This is a genomic window from Vibrio sp. GJ43-1 (assembly GCF_055808835.1).
On the sequence record NZ_CM147884.1, the window covers coordinates 1,806,434 to 1,830,107 of the forward strand.

A 23,674-nucleotide genomic window follows, 5' to 3' on the forward strand; every position below is an offset into this window, starting at 1 on the left:
GAGTAGCGGTTAATTATGGGTCAAGATCCTATACTTTAGCCTTCTTTAATTGTTACCGACTCGTCGAGTGCGAGAGTAAAGGTTGCCCAGCGGAGAGAGTGAACATGAGTATGCATGAAAAATTAGACTATGTTGAGTTTGCCGCACGGAACTTGACGGCAACTAAATCCTTTTTCAACGCGGTATTTGGATGGGAGTTTCAAGACTATGGCGATGAATATTCTGCGTTTTCTGGGCAAGGTATGAACGGTGGCTTTTATCAGGCTGATTTGAACTCAGTTTCAGCGCAGGGTTGGTGCCTTATTGGTATTTTATAGCAATAATATCGAAGAAACCTATCAGAAAGTGGTGCTATCCAAGGGGCGTATTATCCGTGAGATTTTTGAATTTCCGGGTGGGTGCCGATTTCACTTCATAGAACCAAGTGGCAATGAGTTTGCGGTTTGGTCGGAGTCTAGATAAGAAAAAGGCGTTAGCGAGTCGCTAACGCCTTAACATATTTGAGTTGCTCTATATCACTTGTTTACGAGATCGAGTAATGACTCGCAGTTACTGATGGCCTGCCACTTTGCCGAGTTTTAACCAAGTGTCGATAACCGTATCCGGATTTAATGAAACCGAGCTGATACCTTGTTGCATTAACCATTCCGCAAGGTCGTCATGATCCGATGGCCCCTGACCACAAATTCCGACATATTTGCCTGCTTTTGTGGCAGCATCAATCGACATTTTCAGCATAGCCTTAACCGCAGGGTTGCGTTCATCAAATAAATGAGCGACGTCACCGGAATCACGGTCTAGTCCTAAGGTTAGCTGTGTCATATCATTTGAGCCGATGGAGAACCCATCGAAATACTTCAAAAACTCATCCGCAAGTACGGCATTTGATGGCAATTCACACATCATAATGACCTTTAGCCCTTCTTCTCCACGACGTAGTTCAAATTTAGCAAGTAGGTCAATCACCGATGCTGCTTCACTTGGTGTGCGAACAAAAGGAATCATGATTTCAACGTTTTTCAGTCCCATTTCGTTGCGAACACGCTTGATAGCCTGAGTTTCAAGCTCAAAACAGTCCTCGAAAACCGGAGAGATATAACGAGATGCACCACGGAAACCCAGCATTGGGTTCTCTTCATGCGGTTCGAAATCACGGCCACCTACGAGGTTGCTGTACTCATTAGATTTAAAATCAGACATACGAACGATGACACGTTTCGGCCAGAATGCTGCAGCAATGGTGGCGATACCTTCGGTCAGTTTACTCACGTAAAAGTCGATTGGGTCTCGGTAACCACGAATACGCTGTGTGATTTCGGCTTTAAGTTCATCGTTTTGAGCGTCAAAGTTAAGTAGAGCTTTCGGGTGAATACCAATCATCTTATTGATGATAAATTCGAGTCGAGCAAGTCCTACGCCTTCATTTGGCAATTGCGCGAAGTCGAATGCTCGGTCCGGGTTACCAACGTTCATCATGACTTTGGTCGGTAGCATTGGCAATTCATCAACCTCAGAACGACGGACTTCAAAATCAAGTTCACCTTCATCAAGCGTAGTAGCGTTTCACCTTCCGAACAAGACACGGTAACCAATGCGCCATCTGACAAGGATGTCGTTGCGTTGCCACATCCTACAATCGCAGGAATGCCGAGTTCACGAGCAATGATTGCAGCATGACAAGTACGACCACCTCGGTTGGTCACAATTGCAGATGCTTTCTTCATGACAGGTTCCCAATCTGGGTCTGTCATATCGGTGACGAGTACGTCGCCTTCTTGTACTAGCGACATTTGATCAAGTGAATCGACTAAGCGAACTGGTCCGCTACCAATACGCTGACCGATTGAACGGCCTTCAACCAAGACATCCGCTTTGCTATTGAGCTGGAAACGTTCGATAACATTGGTCTCGCTTTGAGAACAAACGGTTTCTGGTCGTGCTTGCACGATATAGAGCTTGCCGTCGATGCCATCTTTTGCCCACTCAATGTCCATTGGACGCTGATAGTGCTTTTCGATGATCATCGCTTGTTTCGCTAGCTCTTTGATCTCATCATCCGTCAGGGAGAATTGGTTTGTTCTTGCTCCGTGGTATCAACGATATCGACTTGTTTGCCAATTTCCTGATTCGTGGAGTAAATCATTTTGATCAGTTTAGAGCCAAACGTCTTTTTGACGATCGGTGCTTGGTAGGCTTCTAGTAATGGCTTGTGGACATAAAACTCGTCGGGATTCACCGCACCCTGAACGACCATTTCTCCTAGACCCCAAGCGGAGGTGATAAACACGACTTGATCAAAACCAGATTCGGTATCAAGCGTAAACATCACACCTGATGACGCTTGGTCTGAACGAACCATACGTTGAATACCTGCCGATAGCGAGATGCCACGATGGTCAAAGCCTTGGTGAACACGATAGGAGATAGCTCGATCATTAAAGAGCGAGGCATAGACGTGTTTCGTCGCTTCGAGCACGGCATCAATACCATGCACATTCAAAAATGTTTCTTGTTGTCCGGCAAATGAGGCGTCAGGTAGGTCTTCCGCTGTAGCAGAAGAGCGCACCGCGACAGAAAGTGCTGGATTGTCATTAATTAATTCACGGTAGTTAGAACGAATGTCTTGTTCTAGGTCCGCAGGGAAGGGGGCATCGAGTACCCATTGACGAATGATTGCGCCTGTCTTTCGCAGTGCGTCAACGTCGTCAACGTCTAGTTCATCTAACAGTCCGTGGATACGCTCATCAAGGCCTTCGAAATCAAGGAATTGATTAAACGCATGAGATGTGGTGGCAAAGCCATTTGGGACAGAAACCTAAGCATTGGAAAGGTTAGAAACCATTTCACCTAATGACGCGTTTTTGCCGCCGACTTTGTCGACATCTTCCATGGAAAGTCCATCGAACCAGAGGGTATTATTTTGCATGTCTATCTCCAGAAACATTGCAGCGTAGGGTAATAAGCAATCGTTTACGTATTCAGTCGAAAAATAGATAAGGTTATTTTTCAAAACTGTGGGGGAACGTTCTTGAATGCTAGGGTTTGTTATCGATATTATGTAACGCATCCTACTTAAAATAATCTGAAAACTTAACTATAAAATGAAAAATTTAGGTCAAAGTCGTGACGTATTCTACGTTTCTGACGGAACAGCGATTACTTGTGAAACATTGGGACATGTGGTTTTGGGGCAATTCTCGGTGACGGCTAGAGAAAAGACGTTTCCATTTGTAGAAAGTGACCATAAGGTAGATGAACTCATTAGAGAAATTAATCAATCTTATGAACGTAACGGTGTTAAACCCTTGGTGTTTTTTTCGATCGTCGTGCCACATATCCGCACAAAACTGTTGGCGTCTTGTGCACATTGTTACGATGTCCTGGAAAGCGTTGTCGCACAGGTAAAGGGCGATTTAAACATGGAGCCTAAACCTCAATTACAACGCTCACATAGTGTGGCGAAGGACTCAGATAAGTACTTTGATCGGATTGCCGCTATTGAGTACACCTTAGCGCATGATGATGGCGTGTCTCTTAAGAATATTGATCAAGCGGATATAATCTTGCTAGGGGTTTCACGAAGTGGCAAGACTCCGACGAGTCTTTATATGGCAATGCAGTTTGGTCTTAGAGTGGTGAACTACCCCTTTATTGATGACGATATTAAACGTTTACGCCTACTGCCTGAATTTGAAATCCATCGCCATAAATTATTTGGATTAACGATTGATCCTGAGAGACTTACCGAAATACGAGAAAATAGACTGGCGGGCAGTGATTACGCGAGTACTGAGCAGTGTTTACAGGAGTTAGCGAGTGTAGAATCCTTGTTTCGTAGAGAAGCAATCCCTTATATTAATACGTCGTCATTGTCTGTAGAAGAGATCTCGACTCGGGTGTTGGAAAGGGCTGGGCTCAAGCGCCGTTTGTTTTAGCCTCCTTAACTTCGTTAACTTATGCCAGTGCCAGTGACTTTCATTAGGGAGCCGCCGAATCTCGACCGAGTATCACAGTAATTATAGCGTGGCGAGGTATACTCATGATTACCTAGTATTAATCAGTAGTATTTGAAGTATGTCGTTCGCGCTATTTGTTGCCTTTTGTTTTTTGATGATGGTGGTGGTTTGTTATTTTGGGCTAGTGAAGCGTGGAACTGAAGCCCCCAGTCAACGATGGAAAACATTAGGTATATCGACCACGCTATCCGCCCTGGTGTGTGGGCTTTCTCTATTGGTCTGGAGTCAGTTGAAGTCAGATATTCCTGAACTTGTGAAACCGACGCCATTTAAAAATGGGGAAACGATGATGCTTGAACTACAGCAAGCATTAAAGAATGACCCTAATAACAGTAAAGATTGGTTTGCCTTGGGGCAAATGTACATGCAAACTAATGAGTTTGATGCCGCCATTACCTGTTTTGATTACTCCATACGGCTGTCGAAGAATCCTTACGCTGGACAATACGCTGCTATTGCTACGGCAAAATACTATTCTGAATCGCAAACTATGACGCCAGATGTGTTGAGTTTTTTAGATAAAGCACTGCAAATGGATGAGCTAAACGATACAGCGTTATTATTGATTGCCTCGGATCATTTTTTGAACTCGCGCTATGCCGACGCAATTGTACAGTGGACGAAAATATTAGACTCCAACCGACCGGGCATTCAGCGCGCTGCTCTCATCGAAAAAATTAATCAAGCGAAAAGTATGCTTTAAAATTACCGACCAAAAATTGTTGACACTGTAGGTGGTCAGTTGGCGTCGATGAGTTCCTTTAAGGTAAAAAAAGTGGTTTTTTTACAATGGGTACAACACCATTTTTGTTTGGGCGCTTTAAATAATTTTTCAATCCTAGTCCGACGAACTCTAGTAAAACTGGATGGGTTATTACACCCAGCACAAATACTTTTATTACTCATACATCCCCCTCCTTTTTATTTTTACAGGATGCTATTCTATTTATCCGCGATGAGTCAAGGTTTCAATGGAGAGAGTCGTGTAGCCTACTGTATACGATGAAGTACAGCTGGGGATTAATGACGGTAAATGAATCCTCCGTACATATATTTAGTGGCTTCCGCGCCTAAAATAGCCACTTTGTTTCCGGGTTGTAGCATGCCGCTGTTGACCAGTTTGGCAAAACTTGCCCAAATGGCTGCAGAACCGAGATTTCCCCAATTCTTCGCATCATTAATGACTTTACAGCAGTCAATTCCCAGAGCTTCGCTAAGTTGACTATCAATGTGGCCAGTGGCCTGGTGCGGAATGATATAATCAAAGTCTTGAACGTTATAACCGCGTTGAGCCAGAGCTTGTATGCTAGCGTTAAACAACGCTTCGCCACTTTGCCTAACATTCGTCGCATTGTGGTGAAAGCGAGCAATTGTTTTTTGGGTATGGACGGATAGAGAACCACCATCTAAAGAAAGTCCGGGCGCCATATCGACACCAATTTGCCCCATAAAACAATCGCTAATGATGCCATGACCAGAGCCATCATCAGGGCCTAGAATGACACCGCCAGCACCGTCTCCCATTTGCATGTAATTGACCAGTTGAGACTGGTCCAAAAATGCTTCTTTAAAGTCAAAGTAAACTGAACCTGTTTCACTGCCGACCAAGGCGACGGGTTTACCTAATAAAGCGATGCGCGGGATCGCAATTTGCAGCGCGCTGGCGAAGTCGGTGCAGGCTTGCCTTAATTCCATAAATGGGCCATAAAACTTTAGCTTCTCCGTAACCCATGCAATGCTTGGAGGGAGTTGCGTATCGGGTGTGGTGGTATGACCGATTAGGTAGTCAATATCACTTAAAGACACTTGTGATTGAATCATCAATCGCTGCATGACTTCCACTACTAAATCTGAATTGGTTGGTGTTGGTGGGCTAACATAGTGATGAATGCTTCGGCTAAAGTGCCGTTGCTCAATGCCAAGAAAAGGCGCGATGCGAGCGGCAACTTTGGCATACCGTCTTCCGGACAACTTCTCTAACGCTGTAATTAACTGCTCGTTGTTGAGTTGTTGATCTGGAAAGGCGTTGCTCGCCGCCAGCAGCTTTACTTGACCGGGTAGAAAAACAGTGTTCATTGATCGCCTTCCTTTGAATCAAAAATAGTATCTAGTTCAACGCCTATTGTTTCGAAAGCGGAACGCTCGCTTGCAAGTAGCGTATATAAACTGTCGGCAATACTGCTTTTTAGTGATTGCCATTGAGAGTGCTCGAAACCTAAAGCAAGAGCATGGCGTTTAGACAAGGTTACGTGCTTTGCTTCGTCTTGTTTAATGGCTCTACATAGCAAAACAAATGGATGCTCGCTATTAAGGCTGCCTTTCTCAATGGCTAACATGAGTCGGCAAACGAGCGCGTCCAAACAAGCTATTTGCGCAAAGTGAACATCAAAATTTTGTCTTAGCCCTAGGGCAGCAAAAAAGCGTTGGCTACGACGTTTAATTTGGGTGATATCAGCAGGCTCTGGTAGCGTTAGACGTACCAGCTCTAATGCTTTTTCATGATACTGCTCATCGGCAACGATAGATTCAAAGTCTTCAACCGCTTCTTGTAGAGGATTATTGTCGCGTTGTCGTTGAACTTCATTATGAAATACCCACTGAGAGGACTGCTCGCCGCATATCAGCAAAGGTAACAGACGAGCAAGGGCGATCTGTTGCTCAGTTGTGAAGTCGATGGGCTGCTGGCGATACAAAACTAGCCAGTTTTTTACTGGACTTTGGCTCTGAGCCGACTGAGGAAGAGAGGGAAAACAGGGTTTCATAAGTCTTAGTCACAGTTCCTTCGATAACACGTACTATATATAGACCGTGAAATGAGAAAAATCTTTCAACGATTTGTATTAATTACTCATTTATTTTCAAATTGTAGTTTAAGTATTTGAGAATAACGACCTAAGCTATGAGTCATAACGGTCGATTTTGGTGGGGGGAACGAATGCAAGGTATACCAAATGGTCTAATAGAGGGGCGGGTTCTAGCAAAAAAAGAGTGGGCGGAAAACCTATTTAGTTTAGAGGTATCGGCTGCTATTTTGCCTTATGAAGCGGGTCAGTTTACCAAATTAGCGTTGCTGGATGAGCAGGGGAACTGGCTAAGACGTGCCTATTCAATGGTCAACCACCCGTCACATGCTTATGGATACCAACATTTAGAGTTTCTTATCGTAGCGGATGATTTAGGGCAACTATCACCAAGGTTACAGGCATTAAATGTTGGAGATACACTCTTTGTTGGCAAGCAGGCATCGGGTTTTATGACATTGGACGAAATTCCAAAAGATGCACGTGAGTTATGGATGCTAGCAACAGGTACGGCGGTAGGGCCATTTTTATCCATTTTAGAAGATGATTCGATCGCGACGCGATTCGAGTCAGTGACATTAGTGCATGCAGTGCGCACGGCGAATGAATTGGTTTATCCTGAGATGACGTCAGCACTACACGAACGACTGGGTAGCACATTTAATTACTTGTCGATTGTTTCAAGGCAAGACCATGAGCCAAGCTTACGAGGTCGAATTCCAGCACTGTTACAAAGTCACGACATTCAAAATAAGGTAGGGATAAATTTGGACGCCTTAAGAAGTTTTGTGTATTTATGTGGTAACCCACAAATGGTTAAAGATACCAGTGCAACACTTGTGGAATTAGGCTTATCAAAACATTTACGCCGCAAACCAGGTCAATTTGCGAGTGAAAATTATTGGTAGTCCGCTTATTTCTATCCGGTCGCTATTGTTAATCTGATAATCAAGGCATACATGTATCTAGACTAATACGTGTAACCGACGCCAAAAAATGCCGATTCCAAACCTGTGTTGTAGCCTACATCAGCGGTGAACCCGGTAACCCCTGTTTTGAATAGTAAGCCGATATTGCCGTTAAAGCGCAAATCTGATTCGTATTCTTTAAACGGAAGGTCGTTGACTTTTTCGAGGCTGCGATTGGCCACGCCAGCCCCGACATAGCCTGCAATGTTATCACTTAGCGATTTCACCACGCCAATATTCAACGCAAAATCATCATTGTTTGGTCCTGTACCACCGGATAGATTTGAATAGAAGCCAAAGCTGAGGTTTCTATCGTGATAGAGGCCGACACCAAATCCACCATCACTGGTGGTACCAACGGTGACACTGTTATAATCACCCGCTAAAGCGGGGGCGCTGAGAAGGAATAAAGCGGTGAGTAAGCGTAGTTTCATAATGACCCTATTGAGTAATGTTACCCTGTGAGGTGAAGGCTAGCGTCAACTTAAATATAGCGTTTATAAGTTAAGGCGCTATTAATAAAAGGTTATAGTAGATGTGAAAAAAAGCCCTAACTTTTGGTTAGGGCTTTGGCAAAAAATCGAATAGGTCACATCATCGTGTATAGATTGCAATGACGAGAAGCCTAAGGCTTAATCACCTTTTGTTTAGTATTTCGACTCTCTTGCTTTTTGCTCCGCCTCCCATTGCGGTACAACCGTGTCTAGGAAGTGTTGCTTGTCAGCATTCATCTTATCCATATCCATACCCAGAGCGGCTTGCGCTTTTTCTTTGGTTGAAATATCGGGTATTTCTACTGGGTCGGTAATACCTTTCTTCGCGAGTAAACGAATCAGCTTCGTTCTGGCATCGGCGGCTTTGTCTACGGAGGTACCAAGCACTTCAAGTGCAACTTCTGGTGCGTGCATGTGCACACCGTGCGACGCAATCGCATAATCCCAGCGCCATTGAGCGTGACGAATATCCATAAGGATAGGCTTCATCTCTTCTTCTGTTGCGCCAGCATCCCATGCTGCGCCTGCTTCAAAGTGAGCAGCGACAATTTGTTTTTCAGCGGTCAGTTTCATGTTTAGCACTTGAGCTTTACGTGAAGAAACAATACCTTGTAACTGGTCTTTAGACTGTGTGTGACAGTTTGCACAGGTGTCTTCAAAGCGATCGAATGGATTGCCTACTTTGTGGTCGGTATACACAGTGCCATCTTCTTTGGTTACTTTCGGCATGTGGCAATCGACACAAACAACGCCATTCTTACCATGAATACCATCACGCCACGTTTCATAACCTGGGTGCTGAGCTTTTAGCATTGGTGCTTTTGACACGGCATGTTGCCAATCTTTAAACTCAATACCATCATAGTAGTCTTCCATTTCACCTACGGTTGTACCGAGATCCCAAGGGAATTTAACACTCTTATTTGGGCCAGTGAAATAGTATTCAACATGACATTGCGCACAAACTGAGGCTTGTTTGTCGAGGCGCGATTGCTCTTCAAACTTTTTACCAATAGCGTCAAATGCACGCTCTACGTATGGACGAGTCAGAGCAAGCTCAGGCTCGCCATTTTTGAATTTTTCACTACGAGTGTCGTGACAATCGGCGCAACCAATAGGGTTGGATATTTCACCACCTAAGCGTGCCCATTTTCCTTCGAAGTAGCCGTCTTCGCCTCGCTCTTCAATCACACGGGCGACGTCTGGGCTTTTACAACTCCAACATGCCATCGGCATTGGGCCAGATTTAGGGTCCGTTGGACCGCCTGTGCGCAGGGTTTGTCTGACGTCGTCCAACGCAAAGAAGTGACCGCGTGCCTTGTTATAGTCTTTCGCAAAGCCGTATCCAGCCCATAGAATAACCATATTAGGGTCTTGCTCAAGAGCATCCTCTATTTCGGCGCTTTCACTGGTTTCCTTCCACGTTTTATATTGATCAGGGTGATTGTCTTCATAGGTTTGGTTTCTAGGATCAGCCAACCCATCTTCTGTTGTCGCAAAAGCGGGCGCACTAGCAGCTGCTAGTATTGCCAGCGATGCAACGGAACTAATAATCCAATGCTTTTTCACAGTGTAATCTCCGTATTCTAATTTTTGAAATGCGTTGTGGGGCTTTTCCGTTAATAAGAATTGGAGATGTCCGTTGTGGGAGATAACGAATTATAAACCACAATGGACGGTGTAATAATACGCCACAAATTGACATAATTTATTACATGTCGTGGGCTTTCCTGTCCTAGATCAATTTAGGGGAGTGATCTCGGTCATATCAAATAAAATCTAACCCTAAAGGGTTAGTTGTGATAAATTTGTTGATATTAATTATCATTATAAAACAGCATCTTATGTATAATTACACACATAAATAATGGTGACTTTGCTCACTAATTAGCCCTAAAGAAGTAGGAAAAAAAAGCGTGCGTCATAAGATCAAATGGTGAAGCGTTGTGGCTCTCCTAAATAAGAATTGATTGCATTTTCTCATCTTGAGTTGAGGAAAAGTATTAATTATTGACCGAACTCCCAGTCATTCTCTGGTAGAGAAGGTTTAAGGAAAGGATACGATGGGCAATGTTAAATTGACCATAACGATAATGCTTCAGGCCCTTCTAGCATTTTCTATTTATGGTTTTTCACTCAATGCCTTTGCCGATGACGCAGCGCTCCCAACGAAAGGGGCAGCAGAAGAACGGTATAAGGTAGAGTTAATTCGTGATAAAGACTACAAATGTATTCAATGTCACAAAGACTCAAAACAGACACTTGCTGGCTCCCATGGAGAGGACGCTATCTCTATCATAGGAAAAGAAGTGAACTGTACTCAATGTCACAGTGATATTGGACCTGATCACCGTGATGGCGCTTCTACCGTTGTTCAGTATCACGACGCTCAGTCACAACCAGGCACTGATAAAGTGTGGCTCTCGCCAGAGGCGATACTAAAGGCAAACCAATTATGCACGGATTGCCACCAACCTCAGTACTTAAGTGAAGACAGTTGGACACATGATGTTCATGCTAAAAACTTAACCTGCAGCAACTGCCACTCCGTTCATGCTGAAAAAGCCAAAGTCTTGTCTTTTGATCATAAAGCCAAAATCAAAATGTGTGTCGATTGCCATAAAGACTTCAACGAATTGCGTGAAGAGGAGGGCAGGTAATATGAGTTGTTCTAGACGAAATTTTCTCGCCGGATCAGGTGCGGTCATATTTACAACAGGCGTCGCGACTACATCAGTATTGACCAGTACGAATTCGGACGCGTCAGTAGATAACACGGAAGCTGCAAAGCGTTACGGCATGCTGCATGACGAAAATGCCTGTATTGGCTGTACTGCGTGTACAGAAGCCTGTCGCGAAGTCAATAAGGTTCCTGAAGGGGTGTCTCGATTAGAGATTAACCGTTCAGAACCAATGGGTGAGTACCCAGATGTTGAATACCGTTTTACCCGAACTTCTTGTCAGCATTGTGAAAACCCACCTTGTGTTTACGTTTGTCCCTCTCGGCGCGGCTTATAAAGATGAAGAAACCGGCATTGTAGATGTACACAAAGAGAAATGTGTCGGTTGTGGATATTGCTTAGCGGCTTGTCCGTACCAAGTCCGTTTCTTTCACCCAGAAGATCACTCTGCAGATAAGTGTAACTTCTGCCGCGATACCAACCTTGCGGCTGGAAAGCAGCCTGCTTGTGTAGAGAGTTGTCCAACAAAAGCGTTGGTGTTTGGTGACTTGAATGACCCGCAGAGTACGATTAGCAAAGCAATCACGGTCAACGCGGTCTATCGAGATAAAGTGCATTTAGGCACCAAGCCTAAGCTTTATAAAGTACCGTTCCATAAGGGGGAGGTGTAGCATGAGTATTTGGGAAACTGCCTTTCATTTTGACTCTTTGGTATGGGACTGGATCATTGCTATTTATCTGTTTCTAGCAGGTATGTCGGCGGGTGCAGTTATGATTGCGCTGTATTTGAAGCGTAACGTGATTGAAGGTAATCCAGCTGATAACGGCATAATGAAAGCGATGGCATGGTTAGCGCCATTTGGCATTATTGTCGGGTTGCTGATTCTGGTATTCCATCTAACGAAACCGTTAGAGTTTTGGAAGATTATGATCTACTTCAATCCGACGTCAGTGATGTCGATGGGTGTGATTTTATTCCAAGTCTATATGGCGGTCTTGTTCGTGTGGATTGGACTCATATTCCGCAAGCCAATAATGGACGTTTTAGGTGGGAAATTTGATTTTGTTGAAACTATCCTAATTAAATTAGAAAAATTTGAAAATGGTATTGAGTTATTTTTGGGTGTGTTGGCGATTGCCCTTGCGGCTTATACGGGCTTCTTATTGTCCGCGTTGAAAACTTACCCAATGCTCAATAACCCCGTTTTACCGATTCTGTTCTTGTTTTCTAGTTTATCTTCTGGCGCAGCCGCGAGTTTGTTGTTTGGTATCTTAGTGTTTAAAGAAGATGCGCACAGCGCTAGTGTACAGTGGGTGCATAGTTTTGAACGTCCAGTGGTATTGTTTGAACTGTTTGTGATCGTCACTTTCTTTACTGGTCTAATCTTTAGTGGTGGGCAGAACGAAGCGGCGGCTTGGAATGCGATTGGCGGTGGCTTTTGGTCGAGTTGGTTCTGGTATGGTGTGATTGGTTTAGGGATGTTATTGCCATTGGCGATGAATTTCTTTAGCTCTGATAGAGTGAAACATAATCATGGCTTTATTTTGGTTGTGACATCGCTCAGTTTACTCGGTGTATTGATGCTAAGAACATTCGTATTGTACGCAGGACAAATGACGGTTGTTTAGTCTTATTCGTGCTCGCTAGTCGATGAATGTCGTCGTTCTTGTTGGAATGACGACATCTTTTCTAAGCGGATATATTTTAGAGCATATAGGTTTAATTCCATGTGTTTTAAAATGTGTAGGCTTACGCTGTTATTATTGATTGAGGTTTTATGATTGGTCATATTGGATTATTCGCACTGATTTGTGCCGCTATGATCAGTACCTTTGGGGCGGTGGGCGGCTGCATCTGCACTGCTAGAGTGTCTCAATCAAGCTGGATGGCGGGTCTGGTGCGAATCGTTCGCTTAAGCAGTTTTTTGCCTTATTTTTCTCAGTGTTGTCGATGATGATATTGGCGTATGGATTTGCTATTGACGATTTTTCGTTGAGTTATGTCTCGCAGAACTCAAACAGCCAGCTTCCGCTGCCATTTAAGCTTGCCGCAACCTGGGGTGGGCATCAGGGCTCAATGTTGTTCTGGGTGGTGACGTTGTCACTATGGTCTGTATGTTTGTCCAAAGCGCATGCCAAGACGGGATATCGCTTTCATGCCACTTGGATCATGCTTTCCTTTATTGCCATTTTTGCCTGGTTCACCCTATTCGCGTCCAATCCCTTTGAATTCAACCCGACGCTATTGATGGAAGGGCGAGATTTGAATCCAATGCTGCAAGATATTGGCCTAATCATTCATCCACCTTTGTTATACATCGGCTATGTCGGTTGTGCTTCCGTGCTTGCACTCGCTGTGGGTGCGCTTTTGGAAAATAAAAGTACGTCTACGTGGTTAAATGATGCGAAAACCTACACGCTAAATGCGTGGATCTTTTTATCGGTGGGTATTGCTGTGGGTTCGTGGTGGGCGTATTACGAGCTAGGTTGGGGAGGCTGGTGGTTTTGGGATCCAGTGGAAAATGCCTCATTGTTGCCTTGGCTTACGGCGACGGCTTTAATGCATACGTTACTAGCGTCTAGAGTACGGAGCCAACTATTAATTTGGAGTTACTCACTGGCTTTTGTGACATTTTGTCTGAGTATTTTAGGCACCTTTATTGTGCGTTCTGGCGTGCTAACCTCGGTTCATGCATTTGCGGTCGATCCTAGCAAGGGCTTTACCTTGCTAGGAATACTGTCGTTTGTTTTCATACTATCGTTCTTAATACTGATTAAGCGTATTGACTCTATTCAGTCGCGAACATTACGAGGCGTCTTGAATAAAAACTTCTTACTGCTGGCGTGTGCGAATCTATTTACCTTAGCCACGATCATTGTCGTGTTTGGCACATTCTACCCAATGGTATACGAGCTGGCAGGGCTGGGGAATATTTCGGTTGGTGCACCCTATTTCAATCTTCTCATTGCGCCATTGGCTATTATGGCGTTGTTTGTTGTTGGATTTTCAGCGTTGCTAAAGTGGGATTCGGCAACGCCTTATCGATTGCGCTCAACATGTGTTGGGTTGGCCGTGATTACTTTTGGGCTTGCTGGCGGTATTCTTCGTTACTACGTTTATCAAAATGAACCTGTTGGCGCAGAATGGTCAATGTGGGCTCTGTTTAGCTGCTGGGGTGCACTTTGGGTTGTGGCAACTCATGGCTACGTTCTTTACCGCAGTCGAGCAACTGCTCGTGTTAAACGACTGGCTTATGTGTCGGTCGCGCATATTGGGCTTGCAGTCGTCGCGTTTGGTGCTGCAATGAACAGTGAATATTCGTATGAAATAACGCGGAAATTAGGGCCAACGAGCCAAGTTGAGTTCGGCGACTATCAACTTCACTATGTTGATACGCAACTTTATGTGGCACCGTCTTTCAGTGCAGAGCGAGCAGTGATTGAAATACGACCATTAGATGACAAGAAAAGTCCCTTAGAGCAAGTGTGGCTTGCTTATCCGGAAAAGCGCCATTATCCGATACGTGTTATGAATATGACTGAGCCATCTATGACGGCATTTTGGGATGGCGATATATACATCTCTCTAGGCGAAAAAATTGACAGCAGGCATTACGCGGTGCGGATTCAATTTAAGGCATTTATACGTTGGATTTGGTTGGGGGCACTACTTATGGTTACGGGCGTTGCTGGAGTGCTGTTAAGCCAACGAGGTAAGGATAATATTCGGATATCGTGTGAGAGTCGTCATTCAATAATAACTGGAGGGCAGGGTGCGAAGCAGTCAGGTTCACGCTATATATAGGTCGCATTTTTGGGTGTCTGCGTTTGCGGTATTACTGCTAGCGATGCTTTGTTTGAGCATCACATCAGCATCAGCCAGTTCGCAATCGGTTGAGTTATTCGAATTTGAGTCGATTAAACAACAGAAGGATGCCATAGCATTAGCCAAAACATTACGCTGTCCTATGTGTCAGAATCAGAACTTAATTGAATCTAATTCACCAGTCGCGAAAGATATTCGACTGAGAGTCTTCGAGCTGATAAAGCAAGGTAAAACAGAACAAGAAGTGAAGGATTATATGGTTGCTCGGTATGGGCAGCATGTTCTTTATCAACCGTCCCTGACCCAGCAGAATGCATTGTTGTGGGGAGTGCCGATTATCATTGCGCTGACACTTCTCGTGCTAATGTTTCGTCGAGGCATTCATTCTAACGGGCGTGAAAATAGCCGTGAGGAGGGTTCGCAGTAGACAGGAGTTCCCAGTAGACAAGAGTTCGCTGTAATTTAACGCGCTACAGTAGACGTAAATCACCAATTCCCACTAGTCAGCTTAGTTCAACTCATTGTAATATCTATGTAAAGGATGTTTATTTTGAGTAAGGTGTGTTTATTTTGAGTAAAGGACTATGACGCCAACGCAAAGCGAATTTTTAGAACAGTACTTATCCACACTCTCTCAAGCTGAACGAGCGGCGGTCCCTGCGGTTATTGCAGAGCATTTTTGCGCCGATGAGTACCATGCAAATGAATGCGCACGTTTAATTGATCAAGACATCAAAACGGCAACTTGTAGTCTTAAAGAAGGGTATGTGGTTGATGATGAGCCGCTTCCACAGATCGGGCGACTATCCGTTGTGCTTAACTGGAATCAAGAGCCAGTGTGTATTGTTAAAGTGACTAGTGTTGCGATTTGTGCGTTTGATAAAGTGACGCCTGAGTTCGCTTTTATGGAGGGAGAGGGCGATCGCAGTTACCCATCTTGGCGTACGTCCCATATCAATTTCTTCCAGAGCTACGCCTCGCAGTTAGGTCTAACCTTTACCACTGACGATGATCTTGTTTTGGAAACGTTCGAAAAAGTCTATCCCGTCGGAGTATAGGGCCCTTTTCGATGAGACTGTCTCCCCGGCTATTACCGTGAATCTCTTACCATGAGGCTATCATCATGAAAATACGTATTGAAAGTCGTCGCCTTAGCATGCGTCAACTTAACAATAGTGATGCGAGTTTTTTTAAAGCACTTCACCGCAATAAGCGGGTGACTCACTTATGTTTTGATACGCCAACGGATGCGGAAATTCATCAGCGATTTTTGCACCGCTTACCTGCCTGGCATATTACGGCATCTCACTGGTTATGTTTAACCATAGTTGAAAAAGAAACGGGCAAGAAGGTTGGTATTACTGGCTTTATCATTGATGGTAATAAGGCTGAAGTCGGCTATTTGCTGACACCTGAATGTCATGGCTATGGCTTTGCAACAGAATCATTACAGGCGCTGTTAAATTGGGCGCAATTGCACCTTTCTTACGTCGCTTTTGAGGCGACCGTGACAGATGGGAATACCCAGTCTGAACGGGTGCTGAGTAAGTGTGGCTTTACACAGGTAAAGCGAGTACCTGATGCCTACATGATAGATGGTCAAAGGTATGATGATGTAATCTATGCCCAGTAGATGTTCGTTACCATGAGATGACGTTACTATCGTTTGCAATCATTGTGAAGCATATAAAAGGATACCCTTGGTATCACGTTGAGGTAATTGAGTTTAAAAGGAGTGACTCAGTGAGTGTGACTTATAGAGAAATGCAATCAACCGATTATGATTCGGTGATTGGGCTTTGGCATGATACGGAAAACATGCAGTTGCGCGAGGCCGATAGCCGAGAAAGTATTACGGAATACTTAGATCAGAACCCAAATTTGAGCTATGTCGCCATGGTCACAGATCGTATTGTTGGTGCCGTGTTAGTGGGGACGGATGGGCGTCGAGGTTATATTCAGCATCTTGCGGTAGCGGATAAGCACCGTGGAAAACGAATTGGTCGGGGCTTAATTGAAAAAGCGACACAAGCGTTAGGGCTGATTGGCATAAACAAAACGCATCTTTTTGTCACTACGGAAAATGAAAATGCGCAGCAGTTTTATCGTTCGTTAGGGTGGGAGGATCGTAAAGAAATCAAAATGTATTCGTTTAACGCCTCGGCGAATCTGAACATTTAGCGGCAGTCAGTGCGCTTTAGCGCTAACCTTTGCGATATTGGCTGGTCGACTCTAACTCAATGCCAAGAGCGAAAGGGAAGGGCGAGTTCAATAACTGAAACGCCCTCTTTGCTCATTCTCTAGGCTTAATTTTCAAGTTAGTTTTTAATAAAACGGTTGTAGACGAAAAGAAGGATGAAAGCACCGAGCGTAGCGGTAATAATACTGCCGATATTAATACCGTTAGCACCACCGAAGCCAAGCAATCCACCGATAAACCCACCGACAAATGCGCCAGCAATACCAAGCCCCATCGTCGCGAGCCAACCCCCACCATCATTACCCGGCATTAACCATTTTGCCAGTGCTCCCGCAATTAAACCTAAAATAATCCATGAAATGATGCCCATATTTCGCTCCTTACACTAATTAAGCGCTGTAGATGACGTTACCATCGGTAAGCATAGTTCAAATAGTAGGCCGTCAATTCCTTTAATTGCCATAAGCGAACAGAGTCCTAAATGATTTATGACTAACAATGTGAATTGAACCAGTAATCTTTTCGTTAGCGAGGTCATCCTCGAATAAAATTCATCTATTATTGATATAGCTATCTGAGTCGATGGCAAAGGTATTAATCGATAGCGAGGTACCTCGGCATACGTTCGAGGGGAGCACGCCCATCAAGGAGTCGGGAATGAAGATGTCACGGTTGGTAAAGATACAATCAATCTTATTATTATTTATCATTGGTTTGAACAGTGTTTTGTTCTCATATGCGCACGCACAAACAGAAAACGAATCGGTGCGCTCAACAAAAGAGCAACGGGAGTTTGACCGTGTTAATCGTGAGATAAAAGACCTAGCAGAGTCGTTAAAGCTATCAACAGGGGATCAAAAAGACGCGATTCAATTTAGGCTGTTTAATAAAAATAATGAATTAAGAGATATCATCGCAACCGGTATCGACAACGATGCACTACCAAAAGCGGTATTAAGTGCGCAAGTTGCATTGCAGCAAGAATATACCGAAGGTGCAAAAGCGTATCTTGAAGATAAAATCAAAAACATCACCGAAAAGTTCAACGCGGCAAAAGATGAAGAAAAGCTTTCTATTCTCAATACCTATCGAGAGTTGTTGGAGTATTTAGATTCAACTTATGAAAGCAGTTGGCAGAATCTGACATGGTTACAAAAACTTGGTGAACCTAATGTTGAATTGGAACAAGCCCTATCTCTGTTTATCACTAAACGAATGAGATTGGTTTCCGCTTCGATAGAATACTTTGATCAACAAGTTAAAACAGTGGCGACTCAAATTGCTGCAGCGCCCGAATCAGAAAAAGCAGCGCTTCAGATGACGCAGCTAATCACGACACAACGATTGTCGATTGAAACCGACAGTATGAAAAAGCTGATTGTGCTTGGTGATGATATGGATCTGGAAACCTCGGAATATAAGCGCCAAATCTTCCAAGTGACAGGAAACATCACGCAAGATATTTTAAATGTAAAAGTGATGCTCTCTCTCGCCAACGAATGGTGGAGTGCTGGCCTGACATGGTTAGCAGACAATGCACCTCAACAACTATTCCAAGTATTTATTTTTATATTGATCTTGATGGCGACTCGGATGATCGTCAAGTTGGTACGTAAGGTGGTGAGCAAAGCCGTAGTCACGAAAAACTTTAAATTGTCGCATTTGATGCAAAACTTCTTTGTTTCTATTTCAGGGAATATCGTTTGGATTATCGGTATTATGGTCGGTTTGTCTCAAATTGGCCTTAACCTTGCCCCTGTGTTAACGGGTTTTGGTATTGCTGGTGTCATCATTGGCTTTGCTCTTCAAGATACCTTGTCCAATTTTGCTGCAGGCATGATGTTACTTATTTATCGTCCATTCGATGTTGGGGACTTTGTATTTGCTGGGGGGTTGATGGTAAAGTGAGCCACATGAGCTTAGTGAGCACCACGATTCGTACTTTTGACAATCAAATTATTATAGTGCCGAATGGAAAAATTTGGGGCGATGTGATTAAAAATGTCACCCATGAGCGGATTCGTCGTGTCGATATGATATTTGGGATTGGTTATAGCGATGATTTATTAAAAGCAGAATCCGTGCTGACAGACATCGTGACGAGCCACCCTTCAGTACTGAACTCGCCAGAGCCGATGATTAAAGTGCACACATTAAATACGTCTTCCGTCGACTTTATAGTTCGCCCTTGGGTGAAGACGGATGATTATTGGGATGTGTATTGGGATGTGACAAAAGAAGTGAAGCTACGTTTTGATAGGGAAGGCATTTCTATCCCATTCCCACAGCAAGACGTCCACTTGCACATGATAGATAAGAAAGAAGCGTAGCTAAGCGTCGCTGACTACGTGGTAGCATAGATTAACATCGAGTGTTAGGCATAATGGTGGCTTAAGTAACATAGCCTTTTTAGGTCACTCAAACACAAAACACGACCAGTTTATCTGGTCGTGTTTTTTTATTGGCACTCGGGTGCTTTATAAAATGTTTGTTACTAGTTGTAAATTTGTGCAATTTTCGCTTTTTATATAAGAATTATAATATCCTGGGTCGATACATTGTTGGGGCTCGCAAACTGCTCGTATCTGTTGTTCTAAAATGGGGGTGTTTATTAATTTACGCAATTAAAACAACACTTTTCTTCAAAGGAGAAACGATATGGAAAAAATAATTAATACTTTAGGCTTGTGTATTTTAGCCAGTAAGTATATGGCAGTTTTATTGGTAGCGGCAATAACGGTGAGTACCTAAGCGCTTTTGCAGCTGAGTTCCTTTATACTGGGCTAGAGAGTACCGATTAGATGACATCAGAATATTGAGCAATCGTACATTTTATCTTTCTTTTGTTGCTTAGTATTTAAAGGGGGTGGAATTGAGCGTTACCCCCCCTTTTGTTTACATTGCTTTCTGCTAGAGTATGAACAGGCGACTTACGCCTACTAGGGTCGGCGACGCGTTGGGGAACGGCAAAGCCTTTTTAGAAACAACTATGTACGAGTTCGAGACCATGTTGTCTATGTCAGATGACGTATAAGCGAAGCGACACTCTAGTCAAAAAACCTGCCTAAACTCATTAGTTTTGATCCTATTTCGAATTCATAATAAGCTTGAACAATCTTAAGCGTATTTTGCCAGTTCCTGGCTATAAAATAGTAGGTTTGGTTGAGTTTTAACCATTATCACCACCTCTAACTTAGACTGACGCTTTTCTCTACAAAATTTAATCAGGACTCTTATTTATGAGCCACCAACAAAACAACCCATTGCACGGGCTTACATTAGAAAAAATTCTTACTCGCTTAGTTGAGCATTACGGTTGGGATGAATTGTACTATCACATTAATGTGAATTGCTTTAGTAATGATCCGTCTATCAAGTCGTCGCTCAAGTTCTTAAGAAAGACCCAGTGGGCGCGCGATAAAGTTGAAGCGCTCTATGTGTCTACGTTTAGTTAGCAAGAGCGTAAAACGACGACCATGCTTGCCAATGTTGATGCAACTCTCTTTGCGAGGCAATAAATGGTCGTCAGAAGGTTCCACATGTCAATACTTTTACAGACTAGAGCGGCACTATGCTGAAAATTTCGAATAGCGTTGAATTAGCCGAGTGGGAAATAGAGCTTACAGCCATAAGATCTATGGGAGTGGTGGGCAGAAAGTAAATAAGACAAGCTCAGCAATACACCTACGCTTTGATATAAAACGTTCCACTTTGCCTGATTTTTACAAGGAAAGGCTGTTAGCGTTATCTGACACGAGAATCACGAAAGAAGGTGTCATCATCATTAAGGCGCAGGCTTATCGAACTCAAGAGCAGAATAGAGAAGATGCCTTGATGCGGCTCAAGCAGCTTATTGTTTCAGCTGCTGTTGTCCAGAAAGCGAGGAGGGCGACGAGACCAACGCGCAACTCACAGACGCGCAGAATGGATGCGAAGAAGCGCAAAGGCAATACTAAGGCGCTTAGAGGCAGAGTATCGGATTAAGTGTTAATACGCGTCTATAAGTAGTGATATCACCTCGGCAACATGAACATGGAAATCAAAAATCAACGTATAAGGATATACGCATGGAAATAATTAGGGACGATTTACAAGGGCCTGAAATCCAAGGTCTATTACAAGAGCATCTCGATGACATGTATGCTACTTCTCCAGCGGATAGTGTTCATGCATTGGATTTAACCGGATTACAAAAACCAGACATCACTTTTTGGTCCGCTTGGATTGAAGGTGAGCTTGCAGGTTGTGTTGCTCTTAAAGTACTCGATGGCCAGCATGGTGAAATAAAGTCAATGCGCACAGCGATTTCCGCACGTGGTAAAGGTATCGCGAAGCAACTCGTTGTTCATTTATGCGAAGCCGCCAAACAAGAAGGCTTTAATCGGCTCAGCCTCGAAACAGGAACCGAAGCATTTTTTCATCCAGCACGGACGTTATATCAAGGCTTTGGTTTTGTTGAATGCCCACCCTTTGCAGATTACACGCTTGACCCCAACAGTGTTTTCATGACGAAACAGCTATAGTAGGTTTATTGAACAAGATCACCGCACAACAAATTAAATAGGGTGAAAGGATATGGATGCCATTCGATTTCATTATGTAGAGTGCCCGTACTGTGGCGAGCAATTTGAAACCTCCATTGATTGCACGAGTGGCGAACAGCAGTATATTGAAGACTGCTATGTCTGTTGTCGTCCTATTTTGTTCTCGATTACGTTTGTTGACGATGGTCTTGTTGTTTCTACGCGTCATGAAAACGACGCGTAATTGATGCTGACGACGGCATCATGCGCTTCTTTGAGGACTCCTTGTTGCGTGGAGGTTTATTGCTACGCGAAAGTATATTGCTACGCGAAAGTATATTGCTACGCGAAAGTTTATTGGTACGCGAAAGTTTATTGTTAAGCAGCGCGGATCAACGTGTTTAAAGGATTAAAATGCTCCCTATCAATCTTGATGTATTTGTCACTGGTTTTTCGTTAAGTATTTCGCTAATTCTTGCCATTGGCGCGCAAAATGCCTTTGTTCTGAAGCAAGGGCTTAAGAAGCACCACGTTTTTTTCGTATGCTTGGTGTGCGCGGTATCGGACGCTTTGCTAATTTCTGCCGGGGTAGGCGGCTTTGGTGTGCTTATTCAAGCATACCCATCGGTGGAGGTTATCGCTCGGTATGCTTAGGTGCTTTATTTTTGTTTGTTTATAGTTTTCAGAGTTTTCGCTCTGCGTTTACCGTGCAGCATAAACTTGATCCCGAAGGCGAATCTAAAGGTTCGCTCTTGAAAACGATAGGGATTTGTTTGGCGTTAACTTGGCTAAATCCACATGTTTATTTGGACACAGTAGTATTGCTCGGCTCTATATCAACCCAATACGCACCGCAGCAGTGGTCATTTGGTATTGGAGCGGTTTCGGCATCATTTGTATTCTTTTTTTCATTGGGCTACGGAGCTCGTTTGCTCATACCACTCTTTAGTAAGCCAATGTCTTGGAAAGTTCTGGAAGGGTTAGTTGGTGCGCTTATGTTCTTTATCGCGGTGACATTAGTTATCGGTTAGGCGGTTAACAAGTCACTACCCATTTCGTTATGTCACTTTGAGCTGGGTCGATATCGATTCGCCTATAGCCTACGTATATCGATTTAGACGTAGGCTACAGCGGTAGGAAAAACTACGAAGACTGAATGGTCGAAATAAGTTTTTCGGCTTCGTCTAAGTGCTGGCCCCCAAATAAATTGCAGTGATTGAGCACATGGTAAAGGTTATAAATGTGTTTACGATATTCGTACATGGGTTCAATAGCGAGGATGCTTTCATAGCCTTGGTAAAATTCTGGACGAAATCCGCCAAATAGCTCTGTCATGGCTAAATCACACTCTCTATCCCCCCAGTAGCTTGCGGGATCATAGCAAAGCGGGCCGAATGCCGAATTCGCGACGTTGCCATTCCATAAGTCGCCATGAAGTAGCGATGGTTTCGGGTTGTGTCCGGAGAGTTGGTGGTTAACCAAATCTACAAATTCACTGATTGGGGTAAAGGTAATGTGCTTTTCTTTGAGCAATTGTAGCTGCCAGCCGATGCGTTGTTCGGAGAAAAAGCGTGACCACTTTTTACGCCACTGGTTCGGCTGTAAGGTTTCACCTAGGTAATTATCTTGATCAAAACCGAACTCGGCTTGTTCACCCCATTTATGTAGCTTTGCCAGCTGCACACCGAAGCGATGACTGTTCTCCGCGACATCTAAGGGTTTAACTGGGATGTAGTTGAGGACCAAAAAAGCACACTCTTTTGTTTTGCCAATGAGCACGACTTCTGGCAGTTGAACCGTATTGGTTTCACGCAGTGCGTGGAGGTTTTCCGCTTCTATTTCAAACTTAGGCAGAAAGTCTTTGTGATTGGTTTTGATAAAATAGCGTTGTTCACCATCGCTGATCATGTAGCATTGATTGATGTCGCCACCATCCATTTTAACTCGTTCTTTTATATTGAACTTAAACATCAATGTGTCTGATAGTTGGTCTGAAATCGCTTGCCACATACGCTACTCCCATTAATCAATACTATTAGTATTCTAGAACAACCTCGCTAGGTATACAGTGATAATCGGCACAGCTTGGAAATTCAACGCTTGTCGTGCTTCAAAAGGGGGCAGTTTTGTTGATTCTTATGTAAAGAATAACCTTGAAGCGGGAT

18 protein-coding genes and 7 pseudogenes are annotated in these 23,674 nt (G+C 43.8%); 18 read left to right on the top strand and 7 right to left on the bottom strand.

What is annotated here, in order from left to right; all coding sequences use genetic code 11:
* Positions 1-104: 104 nt before the first annotated feature.
* Positions 105-462 (top strand): annotated as a pseudogene (locus AC0L66_RS08765) (VOC family protein).
* An 87-nt stretch (positions 463-549) separates the two neighbouring features.
* Here AC0L66_RS08765 and ppsA read toward each other — a convergent pair.
* Positions 550-2,926: pseudogene (gene ppsA, locus AC0L66_RS08770) on the bottom strand (phosphoenolpyruvate synthase).
* Positions 2,927-3,101: 175 nt separating this feature from the next.
* On the opposite strand from ppsA, the gene ppsR reads away from it, so the two are divergent.
* On the top strand, positions 3,102-3,935 hold the full coding sequence (gene ppsR, locus AC0L66_RS08775; protein ID WP_265672977.1) for a posphoenolpyruvate synthetase regulatory kinase/phosphorylase PpsR: 834 nt from the start codon (positions 3,102-3,104) through the stop codon (positions 3,933-3,935).
* A 139-nt stretch (positions 3,936-4,074) separates the two neighbouring features.
* Positions 4,075-4,719: a TPR domain-containing protein gene (locus tag AC0L66_RS08780; RefSeq protein ID WP_473566968.1), complete on the top strand. Its 645-nt coding sequence runs from the start codon at positions 4,075-4,077 to the stop codon at positions 4,717-4,719.
* 317 nt (positions 4,720-5,036) lie between these two features.
* On the opposite strand, the gene AC0L66_RS08785 is transcribed toward AC0L66_RS08780, so the two are convergent.
* Complete coding sequence (locus AC0L66_RS08785; RefSeq protein WP_473566969.1) at positions 5,037-6,092, bottom strand: 3-oxoacyl-ACP synthase III family protein; 1,056 nt, start codon at positions 6,090-6,092, stop codon at positions 5,037-5,039.
* Complete coding sequence (locus AC0L66_RS08790) at positions 6,089-6,778, bottom strand: hypothetical protein (protein ID WP_473566971.1); 690 nt, start codon at positions 6,776-6,778, stop codon at positions 6,089-6,091. Before AC0L66_RS08790 ends, AC0L66_RS08785 begins: the two co-directional genes overlap by 4 nt.
* A gap of 173 nt (positions 6,779-6,951) precedes the next feature.
* Here AC0L66_RS08790 and AC0L66_RS08795 point away from each other — a divergent pair, with 173 nt between their 5' ends.
* Positions 6,952-7,725, top strand: a complete 774-nt coding sequence (locus tag AC0L66_RS08795) for a ferredoxin--NADP reductase (RefSeq protein ID WP_473569208.1) — start codon at positions 6,952-6,954, stop codon at positions 7,723-7,725.
* A 62-nt stretch (positions 7,726-7,787) separates the two neighbouring features.
* Here AC0L66_RS08795 and AC0L66_RS08800 read toward each other — a convergent pair whose 3' ends face one another.
* Together AC0L66_RS08800 and nrfA are read right to left on the bottom strand one after the other, a co-directional pair.
* Positions 7,788-8,219, bottom strand: a complete 432-nt coding sequence (locus AC0L66_RS08800) for a hypothetical protein (RefSeq protein ID WP_473566973.1) — start codon at positions 8,217-8,219, stop codon at positions 7,788-7,790.
* A 213-nt stretch (positions 8,220-8,432) separates the two neighbouring features.
* Positions 8,433-9,848 carry an ammonia-forming nitrite reductase cytochrome c552 subunit gene (gene nrfA / locus AC0L66_RS08805; protein ID WP_265672971.1) on the bottom strand — a complete coding sequence of 472 codons (1,416 nt, stop codon included), beginning with the start codon at positions 9,846-9,848 and terminating at the stop codon, positions 8,433-8,435.
* A 494-nt stretch (positions 9,849-10,342) separates the two neighbouring features.
* Between nrfA and nrfB the strand changes: the two genes are divergently transcribed.
* The 8 genes and pseudogenes from nrfB to AC0L66_RS08845 all read left to right on the top strand — a co-directional run bounded on the left by nrfB (position 10,343) and on the right by AC0L66_RS08845 (position 16,967).
* A complete protein-coding gene (gene nrfB / locus AC0L66_RS08810) occupies positions 10,343-10,939 on the top strand; it encodes a cytochrome c nitrite reductase pentaheme subunit (protein WP_473566975.1) in 597 nt (198 codons plus the stop codon).
* Between the two features lies 1 nt (position 10,940).
* Positions 10,941-11,631: pseudogene (gene nrfC, locus AC0L66_RS08815) on the top strand (cytochrome c nitrite reductase Fe-S protein).
* A gap of 1 nt (position 11,632) precedes the next feature.
* Complete coding sequence (gene nrfD / locus AC0L66_RS08820; protein WP_473566977.1) at positions 11,633-12,589, top strand: cytochrome c nitrite reductase subunit NrfD; 957 nt, start codon at positions 11,633-11,635, stop codon at positions 12,587-12,589.
* 149 nt (positions 12,590-12,738) lie between these two features.
* Positions 12,739-14,765: pseudogene (locus AC0L66_RS08825) on the top strand (heme lyase CcmF/NrfE family subunit).
* Between the two features lie 43 nt (positions 14,766-14,808).
* Positions 14,809-15,213: a cytochrome c-type biogenesis protein gene (locus AC0L66_RS08830; RefSeq protein ID WP_265673245.1), complete on the top strand. Its 405-nt coding sequence runs from the start codon at positions 14,809-14,811 to the stop codon at positions 15,211-15,213.
* Positions 15,214-15,370: 157 nt separating this feature from the next.
* Entirely contained in the window at positions 15,371-15,844 is a 474-nt protein-coding gene (locus AC0L66_RS08835) for an ASCH domain-containing protein (protein ID WP_473566978.1), read from the top strand.
* A gap of 65 nt (positions 15,845-15,909) precedes the next feature.
* Positions 15,910-16,419: a GNAT family N-acetyltransferase gene (locus AC0L66_RS08840; protein WP_473566980.1), complete on the top strand. Its 510-nt coding sequence runs from the start codon at positions 15,910-15,912 to the stop codon at positions 16,417-16,419.
* Between the two features lie 131 nt (positions 16,420-16,550).
* Positions 16,551-16,967 carry a GNAT family N-acetyltransferase gene (locus AC0L66_RS08845; RefSeq protein ID WP_265673243.1) on the top strand — a complete coding sequence of 139 codons (417 nt, stop codon included), beginning with the start codon at positions 16,551-16,553 and terminating at the stop codon, positions 16,965-16,967.
* A gap of 137 nt (positions 16,968-17,104) precedes the next feature.
* On the opposite strand, the gene AC0L66_RS08850 is transcribed toward AC0L66_RS08845, so the two are convergent.
* Positions 17,105-17,356, bottom strand: coding sequence for a GlsB/YeaQ/YmgE family stress response membrane protein (locus tag AC0L66_RS08850; RefSeq protein ID WP_265672964.1), 252 nt, complete (start codon positions 17,354-17,356; stop codon positions 17,105-17,107).
* Between the two features lie 293 nt (positions 17,357-17,649).
* On the opposite strand from AC0L66_RS08850, the pseudogene AC0L66_RS08855 reads away from it, so the two are divergent.
* From AC0L66_RS08855 to AC0L66_RS08880, 6 genes and pseudogenes are all read left to right on the top strand, one after another.
* Positions 17,650-19,316 (top strand): annotated as a pseudogene (locus tag AC0L66_RS08855) (mechanosensitive ion channel family protein).
* A gap of 909 nt (positions 19,317-20,225) precedes the next feature.
* Positions 20,226-20,441, top strand: coding sequence for a VF530 family protein (locus AC0L66_RS08860; protein ID WP_265672961.1), 216 nt, complete (start codon positions 20,226-20,228; stop codon positions 20,439-20,441).
* A gap of 116 nt (positions 20,442-20,557) precedes the next feature.
* Positions 20,558-20,970: pseudogene (gene arfB / locus AC0L66_RS08865) on the top strand (alternative ribosome rescue aminoacyl-tRNA hydrolase ArfB).
* An 83-nt stretch (positions 20,971-21,053) separates the two neighbouring features.
* Positions 21,054-21,509 (top strand): GNAT family N-acetyltransferase, encoded by a 456-nt coding sequence (locus AC0L66_RS08870; RefSeq protein ID WP_265672959.1) that lies wholly within the window; start codon positions 21,054-21,056, stop codon positions 21,507-21,509.
* A 52-nt stretch (positions 21,510-21,561) separates the two neighbouring features.
* Positions 21,562-21,753, top strand: a complete 192-nt coding sequence (locus AC0L66_RS08875; RefSeq protein ID WP_265672958.1) for a CPXCG motif-containing cysteine-rich protein — start codon at positions 21,562-21,564, stop codon at positions 21,751-21,753.
* 170 nt (positions 21,754-21,923) lie between these two features.
* Positions 21,924-22,540 (top strand): annotated as a pseudogene (locus AC0L66_RS08880) (LysE/ArgO family amino acid transporter).
* 112 nt (positions 22,541-22,652) lie between these two features.
* On the opposite strand, the gene AC0L66_RS08885 reads toward AC0L66_RS08880, so the two are convergent.
* A complete protein-coding gene (locus AC0L66_RS08885; RefSeq protein WP_473566982.1) occupies positions 22,653-23,519 on the bottom strand; it encodes a fructosamine kinase family protein in 867 nt (288 codons plus the stop codon).
* Positions 23,520-23,674: the final 155 nt, after the last annotated feature.

What these genes read in the sequence shown, in the direction of transcription:
- ppsR (WP_265672977.1), top strand. Translation starts at nt 3,102, where the DNA reads ATGAAAAATTTAGGTCAAAGTCGTGACGTATTCTACGTTTCTGACGGA.
- AC0L66_RS08780 (WP_473566968.1), top strand. Translation starts at nt 4,075, where the DNA reads ATGTCGTTCGCGCTATTTGTTGCCTTTTGTTTTTTGATGATGGTGGTG.
- AC0L66_RS08785 (WP_473566969.1), bottom strand. Translation starts at nt 6,092, where the DNA reads ATGAACACTGTTTTTCTACCCGGTCAAGTAAAGCTGCTGGCGGCGAGC.
- AC0L66_RS08790 (WP_473566971.1), bottom strand. Translation starts at nt 6,778, where the DNA reads ATGAAACCCTGTTTTCCCTCTCTTCCTCAGTCGGCTCAGAGCCAAAGT.
- AC0L66_RS08795 (WP_473569208.1), top strand. Translation starts at nt 6,952, where the DNA reads ATGCAAGGTATACCAAATGGTCTAATAGAGGGGCGGGTTCTAGCAAAA.
- AC0L66_RS08800 (WP_473566973.1), bottom strand. Translation starts at nt 8,219, where the DNA reads ATGAAACTACGCTTACTCACCGCTTTATTCCTTCTCAGCGCCCCCGCT.
- nrfB (WP_473566975.1), top strand. Translation starts at nt 10,343, where the DNA reads ATGGGCAATGTTAAATTGACCATAACGATAATGCTTCAGGCCCTTCTA.
- nrfD (WP_473566977.1), top strand. Translation starts at nt 11,633, where the DNA reads ATGAGTATTTGGGAAACTGCCTTTCATTTTGACTCTTTGGTATGGGAC.
- AC0L66_RS08830 (WP_265673245.1), top strand. Translation starts at nt 14,809, where the DNA reads ATGCTTTGTTTGAGCATCACATCAGCATCAGCCAGTTCGCAATCGGTT.
- AC0L66_RS08835 (WP_473566978.1), top strand. Translation starts at nt 15,371, where the DNA reads ATGACGCCAACGCAAAGCGAATTTTTAGAACAGTACTTATCCACACTC.
- AC0L66_RS08840 (WP_473566980.1), top strand. Translation starts at nt 15,910, where the DNA reads ATGAAAATACGTATTGAAAGTCGTCGCCTTAGCATGCGTCAACTTAAC.
- AC0L66_RS08845 (WP_265673243.1), top strand. Translation starts at nt 16,551, where the DNA reads ATGCAATCAACCGATTATGATTCGGTGATTGGGCTTTGGCATGATACG.
- AC0L66_RS08850 (WP_265672964.1), bottom strand. Translation starts at nt 17,356, where the DNA reads ATGGGCATCATTTCATGGATTATTTTAGGTTTAATTGCGGGAGCACTG.
- AC0L66_RS08860 (WP_265672961.1), top strand. Translation starts at nt 20,226, where the DNA reads ATGAGCCACCAACAAAACAACCCATTGCACGGGCTTACATTAGAAAAA.
- AC0L66_RS08870 (WP_265672959.1), top strand. Translation starts at nt 21,054, where the DNA reads ATGGAAATAATTAGGGACGATTTACAAGGGCCTGAAATCCAAGGTCTA.
- AC0L66_RS08875 (WP_265672958.1), top strand. Translation starts at nt 21,562, where the DNA reads ATGGATGCCATTCGATTTCATTATGTAGAGTGCCCGTACTGTGGCGAG.
- AC0L66_RS08885 (WP_473566982.1), bottom strand. Translation starts at nt 23,519, where the DNA reads ATGTGGCAAGCGATTTCAGACCAACTATCAGACACATTGATGTTTAAG.